Source organism: Deinococcus metalli (assembly GCF_014201805.1).
Lineage (GTDB): Bacteria > Deinococcota > Deinococci > Deinococcales > Deinococcaceae > Deinococcus > Deinococcus metalli.
Genome location: NZ_JACHFK010000012.1, coordinates 1 through 15,705 on the forward strand (window position 1 = coordinate 1; position 15,705 = coordinate 15,705).

The window sequence follows — 15,705 nt, forward strand, 5'->3', positions numbered from 1 at the left end:
TCTCGTGAAGCGCGCGTACACTTCGCAGTTCTCGCTCTTCTCGTCCGGGTTGTCATGCGCCTCGCCTCCGAAGAGGCTCAGAAACAATACAGGCCACACCCACATCTGTCAACTCCCCTCGCCTTGCGGATCTGGAGATGTCCGGAGCACGAACCTCACCGTGCCCCCGGACATGATGGGGAACATGTCCTGGCGCGCCTTCAGCCCTATTTGCCTGCTGCTCCTGACCGCCTGCGGACGGGCGAACGCCTTGGACATCGGGTCGGTGTCGGCCGGCGGGATGACCTACACCGTGGCGACCGTGGACCTCGGCCGGGACCGGCTGGCCCTGCACTGGCTCAATCCGACGACCAGGCAGCCATACCGCACCTTCGGGCAGCTGCGGGACCGGCTGCGCAAGGAAGGCCGCACGCTGCTGTTCGCCACGAACAGTGGGATCTACGCTCCTGGCCCGAAACCGCTGGGGCTGCATGTCGAGCAGGGGCGTACGCTCGTTCCCCTGAACAATGCGCGTTCCGGCGGAAATTTCGCACTGCTGCCCAATGGCGTGTTCTGGATCGCGGGTGGACGGGCGGGCGTGACGGAAACGCAGGCGTACCGCCGCTCGAACGTGAGCCCCACCTTCGCGACGCAGTCCGGCCCGCTGCTCGTGCAGGGCGGCACGTTGCATCCCGAGTTCCGCAAGACCGGCACGTCCTTCAAGGTCCGCAGCGGGGTGGGCGTGTGCCGGGACGGGCGGGTGCGCTTTGCGATCAGCCGGGGACCGGTGAACTTCTACTCGTTCGCCGTGTTCTTCCGCGACACCCTGCGCTGCCCGGACGCGCTGTACCTCGACGGCAGCATCAGCGCGTACGCCACGGCCGATACCGACACGCAGCTTGCCCCGTTCGCGGGCATATGGAGCGTGAGCCGGTAAGGGAGGGAACGGACTCTCAGAACCCGCAGCCCCCACACGCTGAAGCACCCCTGCCGGGAACCTGACGGCAGGGGAGCTCCGAGTAGGGCAGTGAACGGTCGAGATTACTGGTTGACGGTCAGGCCGACGGCACTCAGCGGCGCGGCGTCCGGCTCGCCCAGTGGCCGCACCTCGTAACGGATGGCGCCCGCACCGGGACGGCTCTGGTAACTCCAGCCGCAGGTGCTGTCCAGCGGGATGTCCTTCACGCCGATGGTGCGCTCGCCGCGCTTGACGGTCACGCGGTAGCCCTGGCCCTGGCCCTGACCGCCGAAGCGGAAGGGTTCGCTGACCGCCTGCCCGTCGGTGATGCTTAGGCTGTACTCGTCGGTGCAGGCCGCGGCGCTGGCGTTCGCGTCGGCCGCGCCGATGGTCACGGCGACCGAGCCGAGGCTGGCGCCGCCCGGACCCCGGACGCTGTACGTGTGCTTGCCGGCGGCCGGGCTGGGCACGTCGAAGCTCCAGTTGCCGTCCTGGCCGATGCTCAGCTTGCCCAGGCTGGTGTCGTCCTCGAAGAGTTCGACCTCGTCGCCGGCCTTGCCCATGCCGCGCAGCGTGAATCCGCCGGCGGGCAGGGTCGCGTCCGCGGCGGGCTCACTGATCATGAAGCTGCCGTCCATGGCCCCGCCCGAGCCAGCCGTTCCCGCGCTGTCCGTTCCCGGGCTGTCCGTGGCCGCGCTTCCGGTGGTTGCCGGGTCGGTCGCGGTGGACGTGGTGCCCGTCGTGTCTGACGTGGCCGTATCTGCCGTGGCGGTGCCGGCCGAGTCCGTCCCAGCGGCCGTGCTGGACGTATCCGTTCCCGTCCCGGTGGCTGTACCGGTCGCGGCGGTGCCAGTTCCGGTGCTGGCGTCCACGGTGGCCGGGCGGCGGTTCAGCAGCCAGCAGCCGCCCAGCAGCAGCACGACCAGCAGCGGAATCAGCCACCACGGGAATCCGCCGCGGCGCCGGGCAGCCGGAGGAGTGGAGGCTGGCGGCACCGGGGCCGGCGCGGCTGGCGCTGGAGTGGCGGTGGTCGTCGTGGCTGCCGGGCGGGCCGCCGCCGGGCGAGGCGCGGGAGCAGGAGCCGCCGATGCGCCCGGGGCGAGCATGGTGGTCAGGCCGTCCGCTCCGAGAAGGGCGCCCAGGCTGCCCAGCCCGGCCGGCAGCAGCCCGGCGAGGCGACCGCCCAGGCCGCCCAGCAGCGTGCCAAAGCCTGCCGCGTCCAGGTTCCCGGCCCGCGCGCGCCCACCCAGCACGGCCAGCACCAGCGGAGTCAGCAGGGCCAGCAGCCGGCCGGCGCTGCTGCCACTGCCGCCCAGCGCCGTACCCAGGCGGCCGGTGAGGGCGTCCGCATTCCCGAACAGCGTGCCCAGCAGGCGGCGCCCCTGGCCCTCAATCCGGGCCAGGTCGGCCGGGGTGTCCAGCACCTGCGGGTTCACGTGCCCATGGTCGTCACTGAGGCCGGCGAAGGGCCGTGCCAGGGCCAGCACGTCCCCGCCCGCCCTGGCCCGGCTGACCAGGGCGGCCAGCACGAGCGGCAGCGCGGCCAGCGTGGCGCGGCCGGCAGCGTTGGGAGCGAACCCGGCCGCCGCCCCGATCTTCTCGGCAGCGGGGCTGCTGAACTGCCCGCGCACGAACTCCAGCACGTCGCCGGACGGCTCGGCGGCGGGCGAGGCGGCCGCCAGCCCACCGGCTCCGGCCAGCAGGGCGGCTGCGTTCCCGGCAGTCAGGCCGCCACGGTGCCCCAGCACGCTCAGCAGGAGCGGCAATGCCATGTGCAGCAGGCGGGTCACGCCAGCCGGCGCGCCGCCCGTCTGGGCAGCCACAGCGGCCGCCATCGCGTCGGCGCGGCCGCCCAGCAGCGCCGGGGCCAGCAGCTCGCCGGCCCGCTCCAGCGTCTCGGCGCCGGCCGGGTCGTCCAGGGCGGCCGCCACGCTGCCGAAGTCCGGGAGGTTCTCCACGGCCTCTGCGATCTGGGCCTGTCCCTCGGGGCGGCCAGCGTACTCCGCCAGGGCGTCCAGTTGCAGCGGCAGGCCGACCTCCAGCGCCCGCTGCGCGGCTGGGGCGTCCAGCCCGGCCGACTGCCCGAGCCGGGCCGACGCCTCGGGGCTGAAGAAGGTCTGGATCGTGTCCATCACGTTCATGCGCAACCTCCTGTGTCTCGGTGGGCTCCGTGGGGGTGTGGCGACGAAAGCCCCTGCAGTTCAGATGAACAGCGCCCCGGACGGTCCACCGCCGCCGGCGCCGGTCACGCTCCGGGTCCCGCTGGAACGCGCGTCCAGCCTACCCCACGCTCTACCGTGCGGTTTTCTCCCCTTTCCATAGGGAGTCATCACAAACGGTCGCGTCGCGGTGCGGTCCGCCCGGCGGCGGCGCCTCCTGCACGATCTCCAGACGGTGGCCGAAGGGATCACTCAGGAATACGCGGGGCGCGCCGGTGTCGTGGTCGGCCTCGCAGGGCACGCCGCACGCCTCCAGGTGGGCGCGCACGGCCGCCAGATCGGCGCAGCGCAGGGCCGCGTGCCCCTTGACGCGGGGCCCGAAGTCCGGCGCGACGCTCACGTGCACCTGCCGTCCGTCCAGCAGCGCCAACCACACTCCGCCCCGGCCGCGCAGGGCGAGCGGCTTGGCGACTTCGGGCAGGCCCAGCAGGCCGCCGAACAACGCGCGAGCAGCGGCTTCACACCCGGCCGGCGCCTCGATCTGCACGTGGTCCAGTCCGGTGACGAGGGCCGGCGGGGTGAGCGGCATGCCCTGATGGTCCTCACGCCGGGCGCGGCACAGTCGTGGCAACGTTCCGGCGCGGCGACCGCGCTACGCGGCGTCCACGCGCGTGCGGTTGCGGCCCTCCTCCTTCGCGCGGTACAGGGCGGCGTCGGCCGCGCCGAGCAGCGCCGAGAGCTGGGCCGCCGTGACGTCCGCGGCGCAGTGCACCACACCGGCGCTGACCGTCACGGCGCGCGATTCCGGCCGGGCCGCGTATGCCGCGCGCAGCGCCTCGACCCGCCGCACCACGGCGTCCGTGTCCGGCTCGGCCATCACCCACACAAACTCCTCGCCGCCCATGCGCACGAGCAGGTCGCCGCCCTGCGCGTGGGTCTGGAGGGTCTGCGCGAAGCAGCGCAGCACCTCGTCGCCGGTCTGGTGGCCGTAGCGGTCGTTCACCTGCTTGAAGTGGTCGAGGTCGAGCATCACCAGCGCCACGCGCTGCCCGGGCAGCGTCGCCGCCACGACGCCGGCGAACTCGTCGAACAGCACGCGGCGGTTCGAGAGGCCCGTCAGGGGATCAGTGCGCCCCAGCCGCGCGAGTTCCTGCGCCTCCTGCACCGCCGCCGAGCGGAAGAACGCCACCGCCAGCCCGGTGAAGGCGACCGGAATGGCCGTGAGCAGCGCCTCCAGCGGCCACACTTCGCCACGCATGAGCACGCGGTCGTTGGTAAAGGCCAGCACGGCCACCGCCACGCTGCTGAATGCCACCTGCCACCCCAGCAGGCGCCGGCGCAGGAACCCGGCCGTGAGCACCATCGGCCACAGCAGCACCATCACGGAGTACTGCGTGCCGAACAGCAATGTCTCGCCCAGGGTGGACGTGAGCGAGCACGCGTTGCCCAGCACCATCAGCAGTTCGTCGAAGCGCTTGCCGAGCAGCACCTGTGGCCGAGCCCATGCCAGCAATGACAGGCCCAGGCCCACCGACGCCGTGACGCCGAACAGCAGGCGGCCGCCCACCGGGTCCGGCGCGCCGTGCGTGGGCAGCGCGAGGGCCAGCAGGGACATCAGCCCGCCGCCGAAGAAGAACAGCGCCAGTGCCCAGCCCTTCACCCGCACCAGCCGAGCCACCAGATGAGGCGCAGCTGAGGGCGACGTGAACATACCCACGTTTACCATGTGAATGTCAACGTGTGGAGCCGCGCAGTTACGTTCTGCCCCGCCGCCCCTCGTTGCCGCGCCGGAAGTTGCCGGTGACGCGTGCCATCACGAGCTGCGCCGCGTGGTCATCCAGGCCCTCGACGCGCGCCAGGAAGCGCTCGGCGTCACGGCCGGCCAGGGTGGTCACGGGCCGGCCGTACCACGACACGACCACCCGGCCGTCCTTCAGGGCGTGGTACCCGAAGCGGCCGTCCAGCAGTTCGCCGCGCGCGTCCTCGGGCACGGCTCAGGCTGGCGCGGCGTCCAGCGGCGGGTCGAAGGCGTCACGCGCCCGCTCGACCAGCGTGAGGATGTCGTAGGTGGCGACCAGCGCGCCGTCCTGGTTGGTGATCTCGCTGCGCCACTCGACCACGCCGGTCGGGCGCGTCTCGCCGGGCCGCAGGTCCTTGCGAATTTTGCGCTTGCACGTCAGGCGAGTGCGGATGGTGTCGCCGATGCCAACGGGCAGGGTGAAGCGCAGGTTCTCCAGCCCGTAGTTCGCCAGCACCGGGCCGGGCGCGGCCGACACGAACTGCCCCGCCGCCGCCGAGATCAGGAAGTAGCCGTGCGCCACGCGCCGCCCGAAGATGCCCTCCTTCGCGCCGATCTCGTCTACATGCGCGTAGAAGTGGTCGCCGGTGAGGCCCGCGAAGTTCACGATGTCCGCCTCCGTGACGGTGCGGCGGTGCGTGAGCAGGCTGTCTCCCACCTCGATCTCGTCGAAGGACTTGCGGAAGGGGTGGACGGCGTCCTCGGTCACGGCCGCGCCGGGCACGAACTCGCGGGTGATCGCGGTCAGGGTGGTCGGATCGGCCTGCACCGCCACGCGGTTCATGTGATGGCGCACCGCCGAGAGGCCGCCCAGTTCCGATCCCCCGCCGGCCCGGCCCGGTCCGCCGTGGTTCAGCTGTGGCAGGGGCGAGCCATGCCCGGTGTTCTCCTTCGCGTTGTCGCGGTTCAGGACCAGCAGGCGGCCGTGCGAACTCGCCATGCCCAGCACCAGCTCCGTCGCCTCGGCGCGGTCGTGCGTGACGATGCTCCCGGCCAGCGACCCCCGGCCCAGCTTCGTGAGGATCACGGCGTCTTCCAGCGAATCGTAGGGCAGGAGTGTCGCCACCGGCCCGAAGGCCTCCAGTTCGTGTGGCCCGGTCGCCGTCAGGGGCGACTCGCACAGCAGCACCGTCGGGTCGAGGAACGCGCCCTGTTCGCGGTCGCCGCCGCGCAGTTCGGCCTCACCGGAGATCACCACGCGGGCCTCGGCCTGGAGCCGGCGCAGCGTGTCGCGCACCCGCTCGCGCTGTTCGACGCTCACCAGCGCGCCCATCCGCACGTCGTCACGCGCCGGATCGCCCAGCGTCACCTTCGCCAGTTCGCGTCGCAGGCCGTCCGTCACGGCCTCCACGAGGTGCGAGGGCACCAGCGCGCGGCGGATCGCGGTGCACTTCTGGCCCGCCTTGCCCGTCATCTCGCGCGCCACCTCGCGCACGAACAGCGCGAACTCCGGGGCGTCCGGCGTCACGGTCAGGCCCAGCACCGACGCGTTCAGGCTGTCCGCCTCGGCGTTGAAGGGCACGCTGCGGGCCACCACGTTCGGATGCACGCGCAGCTTCGCCGCCGTGGCCGCCGAGCCCGTGAACGCCACCATGTCCTGCTCCAGCAGGTGGTCGAGCAGGTCACCCGGCTCGCCCGTCACGAGCTGGAGCGCGCCCTCCGGCAGCAGACCGGACGCGATGATGTCGCGCACCACGCGCTCGGTGACGTACGCCGTCTGCGGCGCGGGCTTGACCAGGCTGGGCATCCCGCCGACAAAGGCCGGGGCCAGCTTCTCCAGCATCCCCCACACCGGGAAGTTGAAGGCGTTGATCTGCACGGCCACGCCCTCACGCGGGACGAGCAGGTGCCGGCCCACGAAGGTGCCCTCGCGGCCCAGGCGCTCCACGCGGCCATCCGGCCAGAAGCGCTCGTCCGGGAGGTCGCGCCGAGCCATGCTCGCGTAGCTGAACAGCGTGCCGATGCCGCCCTCGATGTCCACCCACGAATCCCGGCGGGTCGCGCCGGTCAGCATGCTCAGCTCGTAATACGCCTCCTTGCGCTCCATCAGGTACGCGCCCAGCGCCTTCAGGGCCCGCGCCCGTTCGTGGAACGTCAGCCGGCGGATCGCCGCGCCCGCCCGGCGCCCGTACGCCAGCGCCTCCGCGAAGTCCACTCCCGTAGAGGAGATGACCGCCACCGGCCGGCCATACACGGCGTCGAGCAGCGTCTGACCGTCAGGATTGGCATGCCAGCGGCCGGAGATGTAGGAGGCGGGGCGCAGAAGGTCAGGGATGGTGGATAGGGTCATGGCAAGTCAACCTCATGGACGTCGAAGCTTTGTAGATCGCGTTCAGGTGTAAGTGTCGAACTCCCAGTTCGATCTGCGGGACATCTGTTCCGCAATCTGGAGCCACGTTGGCGCGGCACTGCGAGAGACGACCCTCTCGATGATTTTGCCTATTTCTACACGGCTGTACTCATTAACTATTAAGATATCCCAGCGCCACACAAAGCCATCGACAGCACATTCTCTTGCATGCCAAGCTGGCGAGCACACGGTAAATCTCAAGGAATCGGCCGCATCTTGATACTGAGGGCCAATCATCACACGCAGGGCCACGCCAAAATCAGAGGGGTCGTCGGGAACAAAACACTCAGAACTGCTGAAATCAATTAAAAATATCCCTTTTACTTCAGGAATCACGATGAGCTATGCCTCCTCATCACACGCTCTTGAAGCCCTCAAACGGTTCCCGGCAGCTCTCGCAGACATACATGCGCTTGCATAGCGTCGGGCCGAAGCTCGCTGTCATCCTCACGTTCAGGGAGCCGCAGCGGGGGCAGCGGGTGGGTTCGGCGTCCAGTTGGATCAGGCCGTGCTCGGCGGGCGCGGGGGGCGCGATGCCGTACTCGCGCAGACGCTCGCGGGCATCGTCGCCTATCCAGTCGGTCGTCCACGGGGGCGTCAGGGTGCTCCGCACCTCCACGTCCGCCACGCCCAGATCGCGCACGGCCTGCTCGATGCTGTCCCGGATCACGTGCAACGCCGGGCAGCCGCTGAAGGTCGGCGTGAACGTCACCGTCACCCGCCCGCCGTCCACGCTGACGTCCCGTACCATGCCCATGTCCGTGATGCTCACGACCGGAATCTCCGGATCGGGAACGTGAGACAGAGCGGCCCAGATCGCCGCCGGCGTGGCGTGTGTCACCGTCGGCGTCATCACCACACCTCCGCGTCCGGGTGTGCGCGCGCCACGGCCTGCATCTCGGCCAGCAACGGGGCCAGGTGCTCGGTATGCGTGTCGCGGCCGGCACCCGCGTCGGCGGTGGCGGGAAGGGGCAGGCCGCAGCGGCCCTGCAGGTGCCGCGTCACGAGGTCGTGCCAGCGGGCGTGAACGGCGGGCAGGTCGGGGAGGAGGCCCGCCGCAGTCAATTCGTCCTCGCCCTCGACGGGCTGGAAGAGCTGCGCAGTGTGGGGCCACAGTTCGGCCAGGGCCACATGGATACGGCGGGCGCTCTCCTCGGTGCCCAGAGCCAGGCGCTCGACCCACAGGGCCGTGTGCTGCACGTGGAATTTCTCCTCACGCACGGCCTTGGCGGCCACGGCGGCCAGCGGCGCATAGGTGCTGCGGGTCGCGGCGTCCAGCCACAGGGCCTCGAAGGTGTCGTACAGGAACTGGCGGAGCATGGTCACGGCCCAGTCGCCCTTCGGGAGTTCCACCAGCCGCGTGCAGGTGTACGCGCCGGCGTCCCGGAAAAATGCGAGGCGGTCGGGGTCGCTGCCGTCCAGGTCGGCGCGCAGGCCCAGGTACAGGCCCGCGTGCCCGAGTTCGTCCTGCGCGATGTTCGCCAGGGCGATGTCCTCTTCCAGGATCGGGGCGTGGCCGGTCCACTCGCCGCCCCGGTGGGCCAGCACGATCTCGTCGTCCGCGAGGGCCGTGAGACGGCGGATCAGGCCCTGCGTCTGTGCAGGGGTCAGGGTTCCTGCCGTGGCCGTCATGACTCCTCCTTGTACTTGCCGGCGGCGTGCGGGTGGTCGTAGACCTTGTGGTCGCCCACGTGGGGTTCTTCGTTCACCTGCCGCGGCATCAGGCCGGAGCGTTTGAGTTCGCCCACGTGGCGGCCGATCACGCCGTAGTGCTGCTGCTGCTTGTAGGTCTTGTCCTTCGCGGGCGCGAACCAGCTTTCTACCGTGCCAGCGTCCTCGGCGGTGCGGACGACCGCAGACTCCGGGAAGACCATCCACGCCAGGACGTCCGGGTGCAGTACCCGCGCCTGCCGCAGCGCGTCGCCGCTTCCCGTCGCCTGCACGGTGCCGCTGAGGTCCACGAAGGTCATGCTGCGCTTGTTCGTGCGCTTGACCCCCACGTGGTACGTGCCCGCGTCGCCTGGGGTGTCCAGCACGGCCGGATTCCGGGTCACCTCCTCGGGCGTGGCGGTCAGAAGGTCGGTCTCGCGCACGCACCACAGGCTCACGGCGGCCGGCCGGCGCACGAACACGTTCCGCGCGGTCAGCAGCGCGTGCTCGCCGTCGCCGGCATGGACGCTGCCCACCGCCTGATGCGGGCGGCCCGGCGCGTCCTGCTTGAACACCTCCCAGCGCGGCCACTGGGTATCGGGGTGGGGTTGGGTCATGGAACGTCCTTGGGATGGGCGGTGAGCAGACCGGGCTTCCGCCCTCAGTCTGCCGCCACCGCGCGCTGGCGATCCGTGTACGCCTGCAACGCCTCGCGCACCCACGCGCCGTCGTCGTGGGCGGCCTGGCGGGTGCCGAGGCGTTCGCGGTGCAGGCCCTGCTCGCCGCGGATGACGGCCCAGAACTCGTCCCAGTTGACGGGGCCGTGGATCCAGTTGCCGCGTTCGTCGCGGTGCAGGTCCGGGTCGGGGATGGTCAGGCCCGCTTCCAGCAGTTCCGGGACGTGCTCGTTGATGAACTCCTGGCGCACCTCATCGTTGCTCTTGAGCTTGATGCCCCACCTGGACAGCGCGCCGGTGTTGGGGCTGTCGGCGTCGTGCGGGCCGAGCATCATCACGGCGGGCCACCACCAGCGGTTCAGGGCGTCCTGGGCCATGGCGCGCTGCTCCGGGGTGCCCTGGGCGTACGCGACGATCATCTCCTTGCCCTGCTTGTGATGGAAGGTCTCCTCCGAGCAGATACGGACCATGGCGCGGCTGTACGGGCCGTAGCTGCACCCGGCGAGCATGGTCTGGTTCTTGATGGCCGCGCCGTCCACCAGCCAGCCGATCATGCCGACGTCCGCCCACGTGCGGGTGGGGTAGTTGAAGATGCTGGAGTACTTGGCCTTGCCGGCCAGCAGCGCCGCGAGCATGTCCTCGCGGGTGGCGCCCAGCGTCTCGGCGGCGTGGTAGAGGTACTGGCCGTGCCCGGCCTCGTCCTGCACCTTGGCCATCAGGATGGTCTTGCGCTTCAGGGTGGGCGCGCGGGCGATCCACTCGCCCTCGGGCAGCATCCCGACGACCTCGCTGTGGGCGTGCTGGGAGATCATGCGGATGAGCTGGCGGCGGTACTCGGCGGGCATCCAGTCGCCGGGCTCGATCTTCTCGCCGCGCGCGATGCGGGCCTCGAAGTGCGCGTGCTGCTCGGGGGTCTCGCCGGGATGGATCGGAGTGGGCTGGGTCATCGGGGCACCTCCAGGGTAAGTGATCCCAGTATACCTAACGCTCGTTAGGTTGGCATGGGAGTGGTCCCAGAGTGCTTCACGCGCGGCCGTCGCGCAGCGCATGCTGGGAGCGTCGCCGCCGCCCCCATTCCGTTCCCGCCGGAGGTTTCATGCCCACTGTCCGCACCGCCCTGAGCGTCCTGACCCTGCTGCTCCTGCCCGTGCCGGCCGGCGCCCAGGACGACACGCCCATGCCCGTCAAGACCACCACGCAGACCTGTGGGGCCTACACCCTGAAGCTCGAGGAGAACGGCTTCGGCGATCCCGACGACCGCGTGAGCATCGTGCGCGGCGGCGCCACCCTCGCCACGGTGCAGGACACCATGGTGCACGTGGACTTCTGCCGCGACGTGACCGGCGACGGCGTGCCCGAGGTGCTGCTCGCGGGCTTCTCGGGCGGCGCGCACTGCTGCTTCACGCACACGCTGTACTCGCTGACCACGCCGCCCCGCAAGCTGCTCACGGCCTTCAGCGCGCACACCGACACCCTGGACGTGCGGCAGCTCGACGGCAAGGGCCCTATGGAACTCGTCGGCGCCGACTGGCGCTTCGCGTACGCCTACGGCCTGAGCTTCGCGGAGAGCGCTCCGCTGCCGGTGGTGTACTCGTACCTGCCAGTCACGGGCGGCGCGCCCCGCTACGTGGAGAATACCCGCGCGTTTCCCGGCCTGGTGCGCTCGTACGTGCAGAGCATGACCAGCGGGGAAGCCTTCGGCGGCGGGTACCTCGCCGAGTACGCCGCGCGGGTGATCACGGCGCCCACGACGGCCGAGCCCTACCTGCGCTCGCTGCCCGACAGGGTGCGCGCGTGGCTCACGAACTACGGCCCGGACATCCGGCACTCGCTGGGCGACTTCGGCCTGTGGGACTGGCCGACCCGCGCCGGCGTGAACCCGGACGCGCCGCGCACCGGACTGGGCGGGGCCTTCAGCGCGCCCGGCACCCGCGAGTTCCTCGCGCTGGTGGGCGGCACCGACGCCAGACCGGCCGCAGACACGCCCCTGGAGGGCGGGCAGGCGAGCACCGGCACCCTGAAGCTGTACCGCGCGCAGGGCGCGGCCATCGTGGCCGGCCCGCCCCTCCAGACCGTGCCCATGCGCTCGGACGCGGGCGGGTACGTGGACGCCGCGTGGTGGCCCGCATTCGCGGTGCGCCGCGCGTCCGGGCGGGACGACGTGATCGTGCGGGACGCGCGCAGTGGCAGCGTGCGCTACACCACGCACCGCGTGGGCACAGCGGCCCTCACGGCCCTGACGGACGATCCCCTGGCGGTGGCGGCCACGCTGCTGGGCGACCTGAGCAACGTGGCGCGTCAGGTGGCGAGCAGCTACGCCCGCCCCACGCCGCCCCGCACGGCCGCCCAGCGCGCCGAGGTGCAGCGCCGTATCGACGCCGCGCTGATCCGCGCCCGCCCGTGGGCAGCCCTGACGGACGCCAGGCTCGACCTGCCGCGTCTGGGGGGCTTCAGCGTGGGCGCGGTGGACATGACCGCGGACACCGCCGACCGCGCCCAGGTCACCGCGACCGCCGAGGTCGGGTACGCCGACGCGAAGACCGACAGCGAGTACATCTTCGGGCCGCGCTACACGGTCACCATCGACCTCGCGCGCGGCAGCGGCGGCTGGGCCGTCACGACGTGGACGCTCACACCGCTGACGGGCGAGCTGGACCCCAGCTGAAGCCGGGCCGCTACGCTGGGCACATGCGGCAGACGATCAGCAGCGGTGGACTGTGGGAGGCGGCGGTCGGGTACTCGCGCGCCGTGCGCGTCGGGAACGTGGTGCACGTGAGCGGCACGACCGCCACCGTGGACGGCGAGGTGGTCGGCGTGGACGACCCGGCCGAGCAGACCCGCGTGGCGCTGGGGATCATCTGCCGCGCGCTGGAGGCCGCCGGCGCCCGGCTGGAGGACGTGGTGCGCACCCGGATCTACGTGACGGACATCGCCCGCTGGCCGGAGGTCGGCCGCGTACACGGCGAGGTCTTTGGCGCGATCCGCCCGGCGGCGACCATGGTGCAGGTGGCCGCCCTGATCGACCCGCAGCACCTCGTGGAGATCGAGGCCGAGGCGATCATCACGGAGTGACGGCGTTATCGATGGCGCCCGGGGCAGGACCGCTCCCTCGGGCGCCTCTCCCCCGCTGTGGCGAGCGTGTCCGCGATCAGGCGTGCCGGCCCCCGCATCGGTGGGGCCGGCACGGCCTTCAGTCCTTACTGCAGCTCAGCTCTTCGCGGTGCCGCTGACGGTGGGCGTGGTGTCGCTGCGGGTGGTAGACGCCGCGCTACTGCCGGTCATGCCGCCGGTGGACGCGCCGCCCATGTCCTGCTGGTTCTGCTGCACGCGCAGCTGGTTGTGGACATCCTTCACGCCGCGCAGGGTGTCCACGCAGTCCTCGGCGCGGCGTTTCTGGGCGCGGTCGTTCACGGTGCCGGTCAGGGTGACCTCGCCGGACTGGACCTGCACCTCGATGTTGCTGGCGTCCAGGTAGTCGTCGTCCTCCAGGGCGTCGCTGACCATTTCCTTGATCCGGTCGTCGCTGCGCTGGTAGCCCTTGGGGCCACGGCCGCGGTAGCTCTCGCCACGGGCGCCGCCCCACGCGGACTGGCCGCCCTGCCCCTGCCAGCCGCTGTCACCGCGGGCACTGTAGCCACCGTCCTGGCCCGGACGGCCCCAGCTGCCGCCCATGCCCTGGCCGCCCCGGCCGTCCTGACGGCCGAAGTCGTCCTGGCCGCGCCACGTCTGCTGGTCGGCGTCCCAGCGCAGGTTGCGCCAGCGCATGTCACCGCCGCGGTCGTCCATGCGGCCGCCGGAGCGGTCGCCTGCCGCGCCGGAGCTGAAGCCGTACCCGGAGCCCGGGCCGGTGTCCGGACGGATGACCCACATTCGGTCGTCGTCGCGGGAGCCGGAGCTGCGGCCCATGCCCTCACGGCCGTACTCGCGGCCACGGTCCTCCCAGCGGTCCTGGCCGCCCATGCCCGTGGACATCCGGCTGGTGTCCCAGCTCAGGTCGCGGGCGCGGTCGTCGCTGTAGCGGTCCTGCATAGACCGGTCCTGGGCATAGCGGTCCGGCATGGAACGGTCCTGAGACCGGTCATCCTGGCGGTTCCAGTCGCGCTGGCCCCACTCGCGGTCCTGCGTCATGGAGCGGCTGCGGTCCTGGGCATACGGGTCCATCTGGGAACGGTCGTCACGATAACGCGTCATACGTGTTCCTCCGGGCAGCCCGGCGCGTGGCACGTCCACGCGGGCCTGGAGCTGCGATGACTTGTGGTTATTCCAGCGTAGGCGGGCACCTGGACCGTGAGATGGCAGGAGGATGAACGCCCTGGCCGTGAATTCGGACGCTGGGATGATAAGGGCGTCACCGTTCGCCCATCGGGAGTTCATGGGGCAGGCGCGCCACAATGCGGGCATGCCGCACCCTGCTTCCCACCTGCTCATGCCCGGGGCACCCCGGCTGGGGCTGGGCCTCGCCGCGCTGGGCCGCCCCGGCTACCTGAACGTGGGCCACGCCGCCGACCTGCCGGACACCTCCCTGGAGGCGATGAACGCCCACGCGTGGACCATGCTCGACGACGCGTGGGCAGCCGGCCTGCGGTACTTCGACGCCGCGCGCAGCTACGGCCTGGCCGAGGAGTTCCTGGGCAGCTGGCTGCGCGAGCGGGGGCACGTGGCCCGCGTGGGCAGCAAGTGGGGCTACACCTACGTGGCCGGCTGGCGCACCGACGCGGACGTGCACGAGGTCAAGTCCCACGACCGGGCCACGCTGGACCGCCAGTGGCCGCAGACGCTGGCCGCCCTGGGCCGCGCCCCGGACGCGTACCTGATCCACTCCGCGACGCTGGAGACAGGCGTGCTGGAGGACGCCTCCGTGCTGTCCCGTCTCGCGGAGCTGGCGGCGTCGGGCGTGCGGGTGGGCCTGTCGACCAGCGGACCCCGGCAGGCGGACACAGTCCGGCGGGCGCTGGACGTGCGGGTGGACGGCGCCGCGCCCTTCAGCGTGGTGCAGGCCACGTGGAACGTGCTGGAGCCCTCGGCCGGAGCGGCGCTCGCCGAGGCGCACGCGGCCGGATGGACCGTGGTGGTCAAGGAGGGCGTGGCGAACGGCCGCCTGACCGGGCGGGGGCACGTGCCACCCGCGCTGGCCGCGGCTGCGTACGAGCGGGACGTGACGCCGGACGCCGTGGCGCTCGCCGCCGTGCTGGCGCAGCCGTGGGCAGACGTGGTGCTCAGTGGGGCGACCACGCCGGATCAGCTCGCGCAGAACCTCGCGGCGCTGCGGCTGACCGTCGACCCGGCCGAGTTCGCTGCCCTGGCCCGTACGCCGGATGGGTACTGGCAGGAGCGGGCCGCCCTGCCGTGGACGTGAGCGCAGGGTGCGGACGCCCAACCTGAATGTTCGGTGCAGTGGGCAGGGCTTGCCACGCCATTGGAAGTGGACTTACAGTGGAGCATGTCACGTGACATGCTTCCCTCCCGGCCGCCGCCCGGCCTGACACCCCGGCAGTGGGACGTGCTGCGCACCGCGCTGGACTGCCGCACCGACGAGGTCCTCAGCGCGTCGGCGCTGGCCGAGACCCTGGGGCTGGCGCGGCAGAACCTGCGCGAGCACCTGCTGGCGCTGGCCGCCGCCGGCTGGCTGGAGTACCACGCCCGGCCCCGCCAGCCGGCCCTGCTGATCCTGACCCCGCGCGCCCGCGCGCTGCGTGCCCGGCAGGGTGCCCACAGCGTCCCGCTGCCGGGCTTCCCCGTGCTGGGCGAGGTCGCCGCCGGCCCGCCGGGCGTGGCCGAGCAGCACGTTGAGGGGATGGTCACGCGCCTGGACGAGGTGCTCACGCTGCACGAGGGCGATTTTCTGCTGCGGGTGCGCGGCCAGAGCATGACCGGCCTGGGCATCTTCCCCGGCGACCTGGTGGTGATCCGGCCCGCCGAGGTCGCGCACAACGGCGATCTGGCCCTGGTGCTGGTGCCCGGCGAGGACACCGCCACCCTGAAGCGCTGGCAGCGCCGGGGCCGCACGGTGACATTGCTCAGCGAGAATCCGGCCTTCGAGCCCATGCGCTACGCCGCGGACGACGTGCAGGTGCAGGGCCTGCTGATCGGCCACGTGGGCAGCGTGGACGCCCGGCGGCGGCCATGAGGGCACG

The 15,705-nt window shown here is 71.7% G+C and carries 16 protein-coding genes; 5 read left to right on the top strand and 11 right to left on the bottom strand.

Annotated features, from left to right (window positions below):
* Window positions 1-184: 184 nt before the first annotated feature.
* Window positions 185-916: a phosphodiester glycosidase family protein gene (locus tag HNQ07_RS18810; RefSeq protein ID WP_229832250.1), complete on the top strand. Its 732-nt coding sequence runs from the start codon at window positions 185-187 to the stop codon at window positions 914-916.
* 104 nt (window positions 917-1,020) lie between these two features.
* Here HNQ07_RS18810 and HNQ07_RS18815 read toward each other — a convergent pair whose 3' ends face one another.
* From HNQ07_RS18815 to paaA, 10 genes are all read right to left on the bottom strand, one after another.
* Complete coding sequence (locus HNQ07_RS18815) at window positions 1,021-3,078, bottom strand: DUF937 domain-containing protein (protein ID WP_184114702.1); 2,058 nt, start codon at window positions 3,076-3,078, stop codon at window positions 1,021-1,023.
* Window positions 3,079-3,229: 151 nt separating this feature from the next.
* Window positions 3,230-3,685, bottom strand: coding sequence for a VOC family protein (locus HNQ07_RS18820; protein ID WP_229832248.1), 456 nt, complete (start codon window positions 3,683-3,685; stop codon window positions 3,230-3,232).
* A gap of 63 nt (window positions 3,686-3,748) precedes the next feature.
* Complete coding sequence (locus HNQ07_RS24460; RefSeq protein ID WP_184114704.1) at window positions 3,749-4,762, bottom strand: GGDEF domain-containing protein; 1,014 nt, start codon at window positions 4,760-4,762, stop codon at window positions 3,749-3,751.
* A gap of 88 nt (window positions 4,763-4,850) precedes the next feature.
* Window positions 4,851-5,087: a hypothetical protein gene (locus HNQ07_RS18830; RefSeq protein WP_184114706.1), complete on the bottom strand. Its 237-nt coding sequence runs from the start codon at window positions 5,085-5,087 to the stop codon at window positions 4,851-4,853.
* 3 nt (window positions 5,088-5,090) lie between these two features.
* Complete coding sequence (paaZ, locus tag HNQ07_RS18835; protein WP_184114708.1) at window positions 5,091-7,184, bottom strand: phenylacetic acid degradation bifunctional protein PaaZ; 2,094 nt, start codon at window positions 7,182-7,184, stop codon at window positions 5,091-5,093.
* A gap of 42 nt (window positions 7,185-7,226) precedes the next feature.
* A complete protein-coding gene (locus tag HNQ07_RS18840; RefSeq protein WP_184114710.1) occupies window positions 7,227-7,580 on the bottom strand; it encodes an Imm8 family immunity protein in 354 nt (117 codons plus the stop codon).
* A 19-nt stretch (window positions 7,581-7,599) separates the two neighbouring features.
* Window positions 7,600-8,097 (bottom strand): 1,2-phenylacetyl-CoA epoxidase subunit PaaD, encoded by a 498-nt coding sequence (gene paaD / locus HNQ07_RS18845; protein WP_184114712.1) that lies wholly within the window; start codon window positions 8,095-8,097, stop codon window positions 7,600-7,602.
* Window positions 8,097-8,876, bottom strand: a complete 780-nt coding sequence (paaC, locus tag HNQ07_RS18850; protein WP_184114715.1) for a 1,2-phenylacetyl-CoA epoxidase subunit PaaC — start codon at window positions 8,874-8,876, stop codon at window positions 8,097-8,099. The genes paaD and paaC overlap by 1 nt, the downstream gene beginning before the upstream one ends.
* Window positions 8,873-9,511, bottom strand: coding sequence for a 1,2-phenylacetyl-CoA epoxidase subunit PaaB (locus HNQ07_RS18855; protein ID WP_184114717.1), 639 nt, complete (start codon window positions 9,509-9,511; stop codon window positions 8,873-8,875). Before HNQ07_RS18855 ends, paaC begins: the two co-directional genes overlap by 4 nt.
* A 44-nt stretch (window positions 9,512-9,555) precedes the next feature.
* Complete coding sequence (gene paaA, locus HNQ07_RS18860) at window positions 9,556-10,518, bottom strand: 1,2-phenylacetyl-CoA epoxidase subunit PaaA (RefSeq protein ID WP_184114718.1); 963 nt, start codon at window positions 10,516-10,518, stop codon at window positions 9,556-9,558.
* A gap of 149 nt (window positions 10,519-10,667) precedes the next feature.
* On the opposite strand from paaA, the gene HNQ07_RS18865 reads away from it, so the two are divergent.
* Both HNQ07_RS18865 and HNQ07_RS18870 read left to right on the top strand, forming a co-directional pair.
* On the top strand, window positions 10,668-12,236 hold the full coding sequence (locus tag HNQ07_RS18865; protein WP_184114719.1) for a hypothetical protein: 1,569 nt from the start codon (window positions 10,668-10,670) through the stop codon (window positions 12,234-12,236).
* 23 nt (window positions 12,237-12,259) lie between these two features.
* Window positions 12,260-12,643, top strand: a complete 384-nt coding sequence (locus tag HNQ07_RS18870) for a RidA family protein (RefSeq protein WP_184114720.1) — start codon at window positions 12,260-12,262, stop codon at window positions 12,641-12,643.
* A gap of 135 nt (window positions 12,644-12,778) precedes the next feature.
* Here HNQ07_RS18870 and HNQ07_RS24200 read toward each other — a convergent pair whose 3' ends face one another.
* Window positions 12,779-13,762 carry a BON domain-containing protein gene (locus HNQ07_RS24200; protein ID WP_229832246.1) on the bottom strand — a complete coding sequence of 328 codons (984 nt, stop codon included), beginning with the start codon at window positions 13,760-13,762 and terminating at the stop codon, window positions 12,779-12,781.
* 208 nt (window positions 13,763-13,970) lie between these two features.
* Between HNQ07_RS24200 and HNQ07_RS18880 the strand changes: the two genes are divergently transcribed.
* Together HNQ07_RS18880 and HNQ07_RS18885 are read left to right on the top strand one after the other, a co-directional pair.
* The gene (locus tag HNQ07_RS18880; RefSeq protein WP_184114721.1) at window positions 13,971-14,927 is read left to right on the top strand and encodes an aldo/keto reductase; all 957 of its coding nucleotides are present in this window, start codon (window positions 13,971-13,973) and stop codon (window positions 14,925-14,927) included.
* A gap of 84 nt (window positions 14,928-15,011) precedes the next feature.
* Window positions 15,012-15,698: a LexA family protein gene (locus HNQ07_RS18885; protein WP_184114722.1), complete on the top strand. Its 687-nt coding sequence runs from the start codon at window positions 15,012-15,014 to the stop codon at window positions 15,696-15,698.
* Window positions 15,699-15,705 lie beyond the last annotated feature (7 nt).

Coding starts and splice junctions, on each gene's coding strand:
- HNQ07_RS18810 (WP_229832250.1), top strand. CDS start 185: ATGTCCTGGCGCGCCTTCAGCCCTATTTGCCTGCTGCTCCTGACCGCC.
- HNQ07_RS18815 (WP_184114702.1), bottom strand. CDS start 3,078: ATGAACGTGATGGACACGATCCAGACCTTCTTCAGCCCCGAGGCGTCG.
- HNQ07_RS18820 (WP_229832248.1), bottom strand. CDS start 3,685: ATGCCGCTCACCCCGCCGGCCCTCGTCACCGGACTGGACCACGTGCAG.
- paaZ (WP_184114708.1), bottom strand. CDS start 7,184: ATGACCCTATCCACCATCCCTGACCTTCTGCGCCCCGCCTCCTACATC.
- paaD (WP_184114712.1), bottom strand. CDS start 8,097: ATGACGCCGACGGTGACACACGCCACGCCGGCGGCGATCTGGGCCGCT.
- paaC (WP_184114715.1), bottom strand. CDS start 8,876: ATGACGGCCACGGCAGGAACCCTGACCCCTGCACAGACGCAGGGCCTG.
- HNQ07_RS18855 (WP_184114717.1), bottom strand. CDS start 9,511: ATGACCCAACCCCACCCCGATACCCAGTGGCCGCGCTGGGAGGTGTTC.
- paaA (WP_184114718.1), bottom strand. CDS start 10,518: ATGACCCAGCCCACTCCGATCCATCCCGGCGAGACCCCCGAGCAGCAC.
- HNQ07_RS18865 (WP_184114719.1), top strand. CDS start 10,668: ATGCCCACTGTCCGCACCGCCCTGAGCGTCCTGACCCTGCTGCTCCTG.
- HNQ07_RS18870 (WP_184114720.1), top strand. CDS start 12,260: ATGCGGCAGACGATCAGCAGCGGTGGACTGTGGGAGGCGGCGGTCGGG.
- HNQ07_RS24200 (WP_229832246.1), bottom strand. CDS start 13,762: ATGACGCGTTATCGTGACGACCGTTCCCAGATGGACCCGTATGCCCAG.
- HNQ07_RS18880 (WP_184114721.1), top strand. CDS start 13,971: ATGCCGCACCCTGCTTCCCACCTGCTCATGCCCGGGGCACCCCGGCTG.
- HNQ07_RS18885 (WP_184114722.1), top strand. CDS start 15,012: ATGTCACGTGACATGCTTCCCTCCCGGCCGCCGCCCGGCCTGACACCC.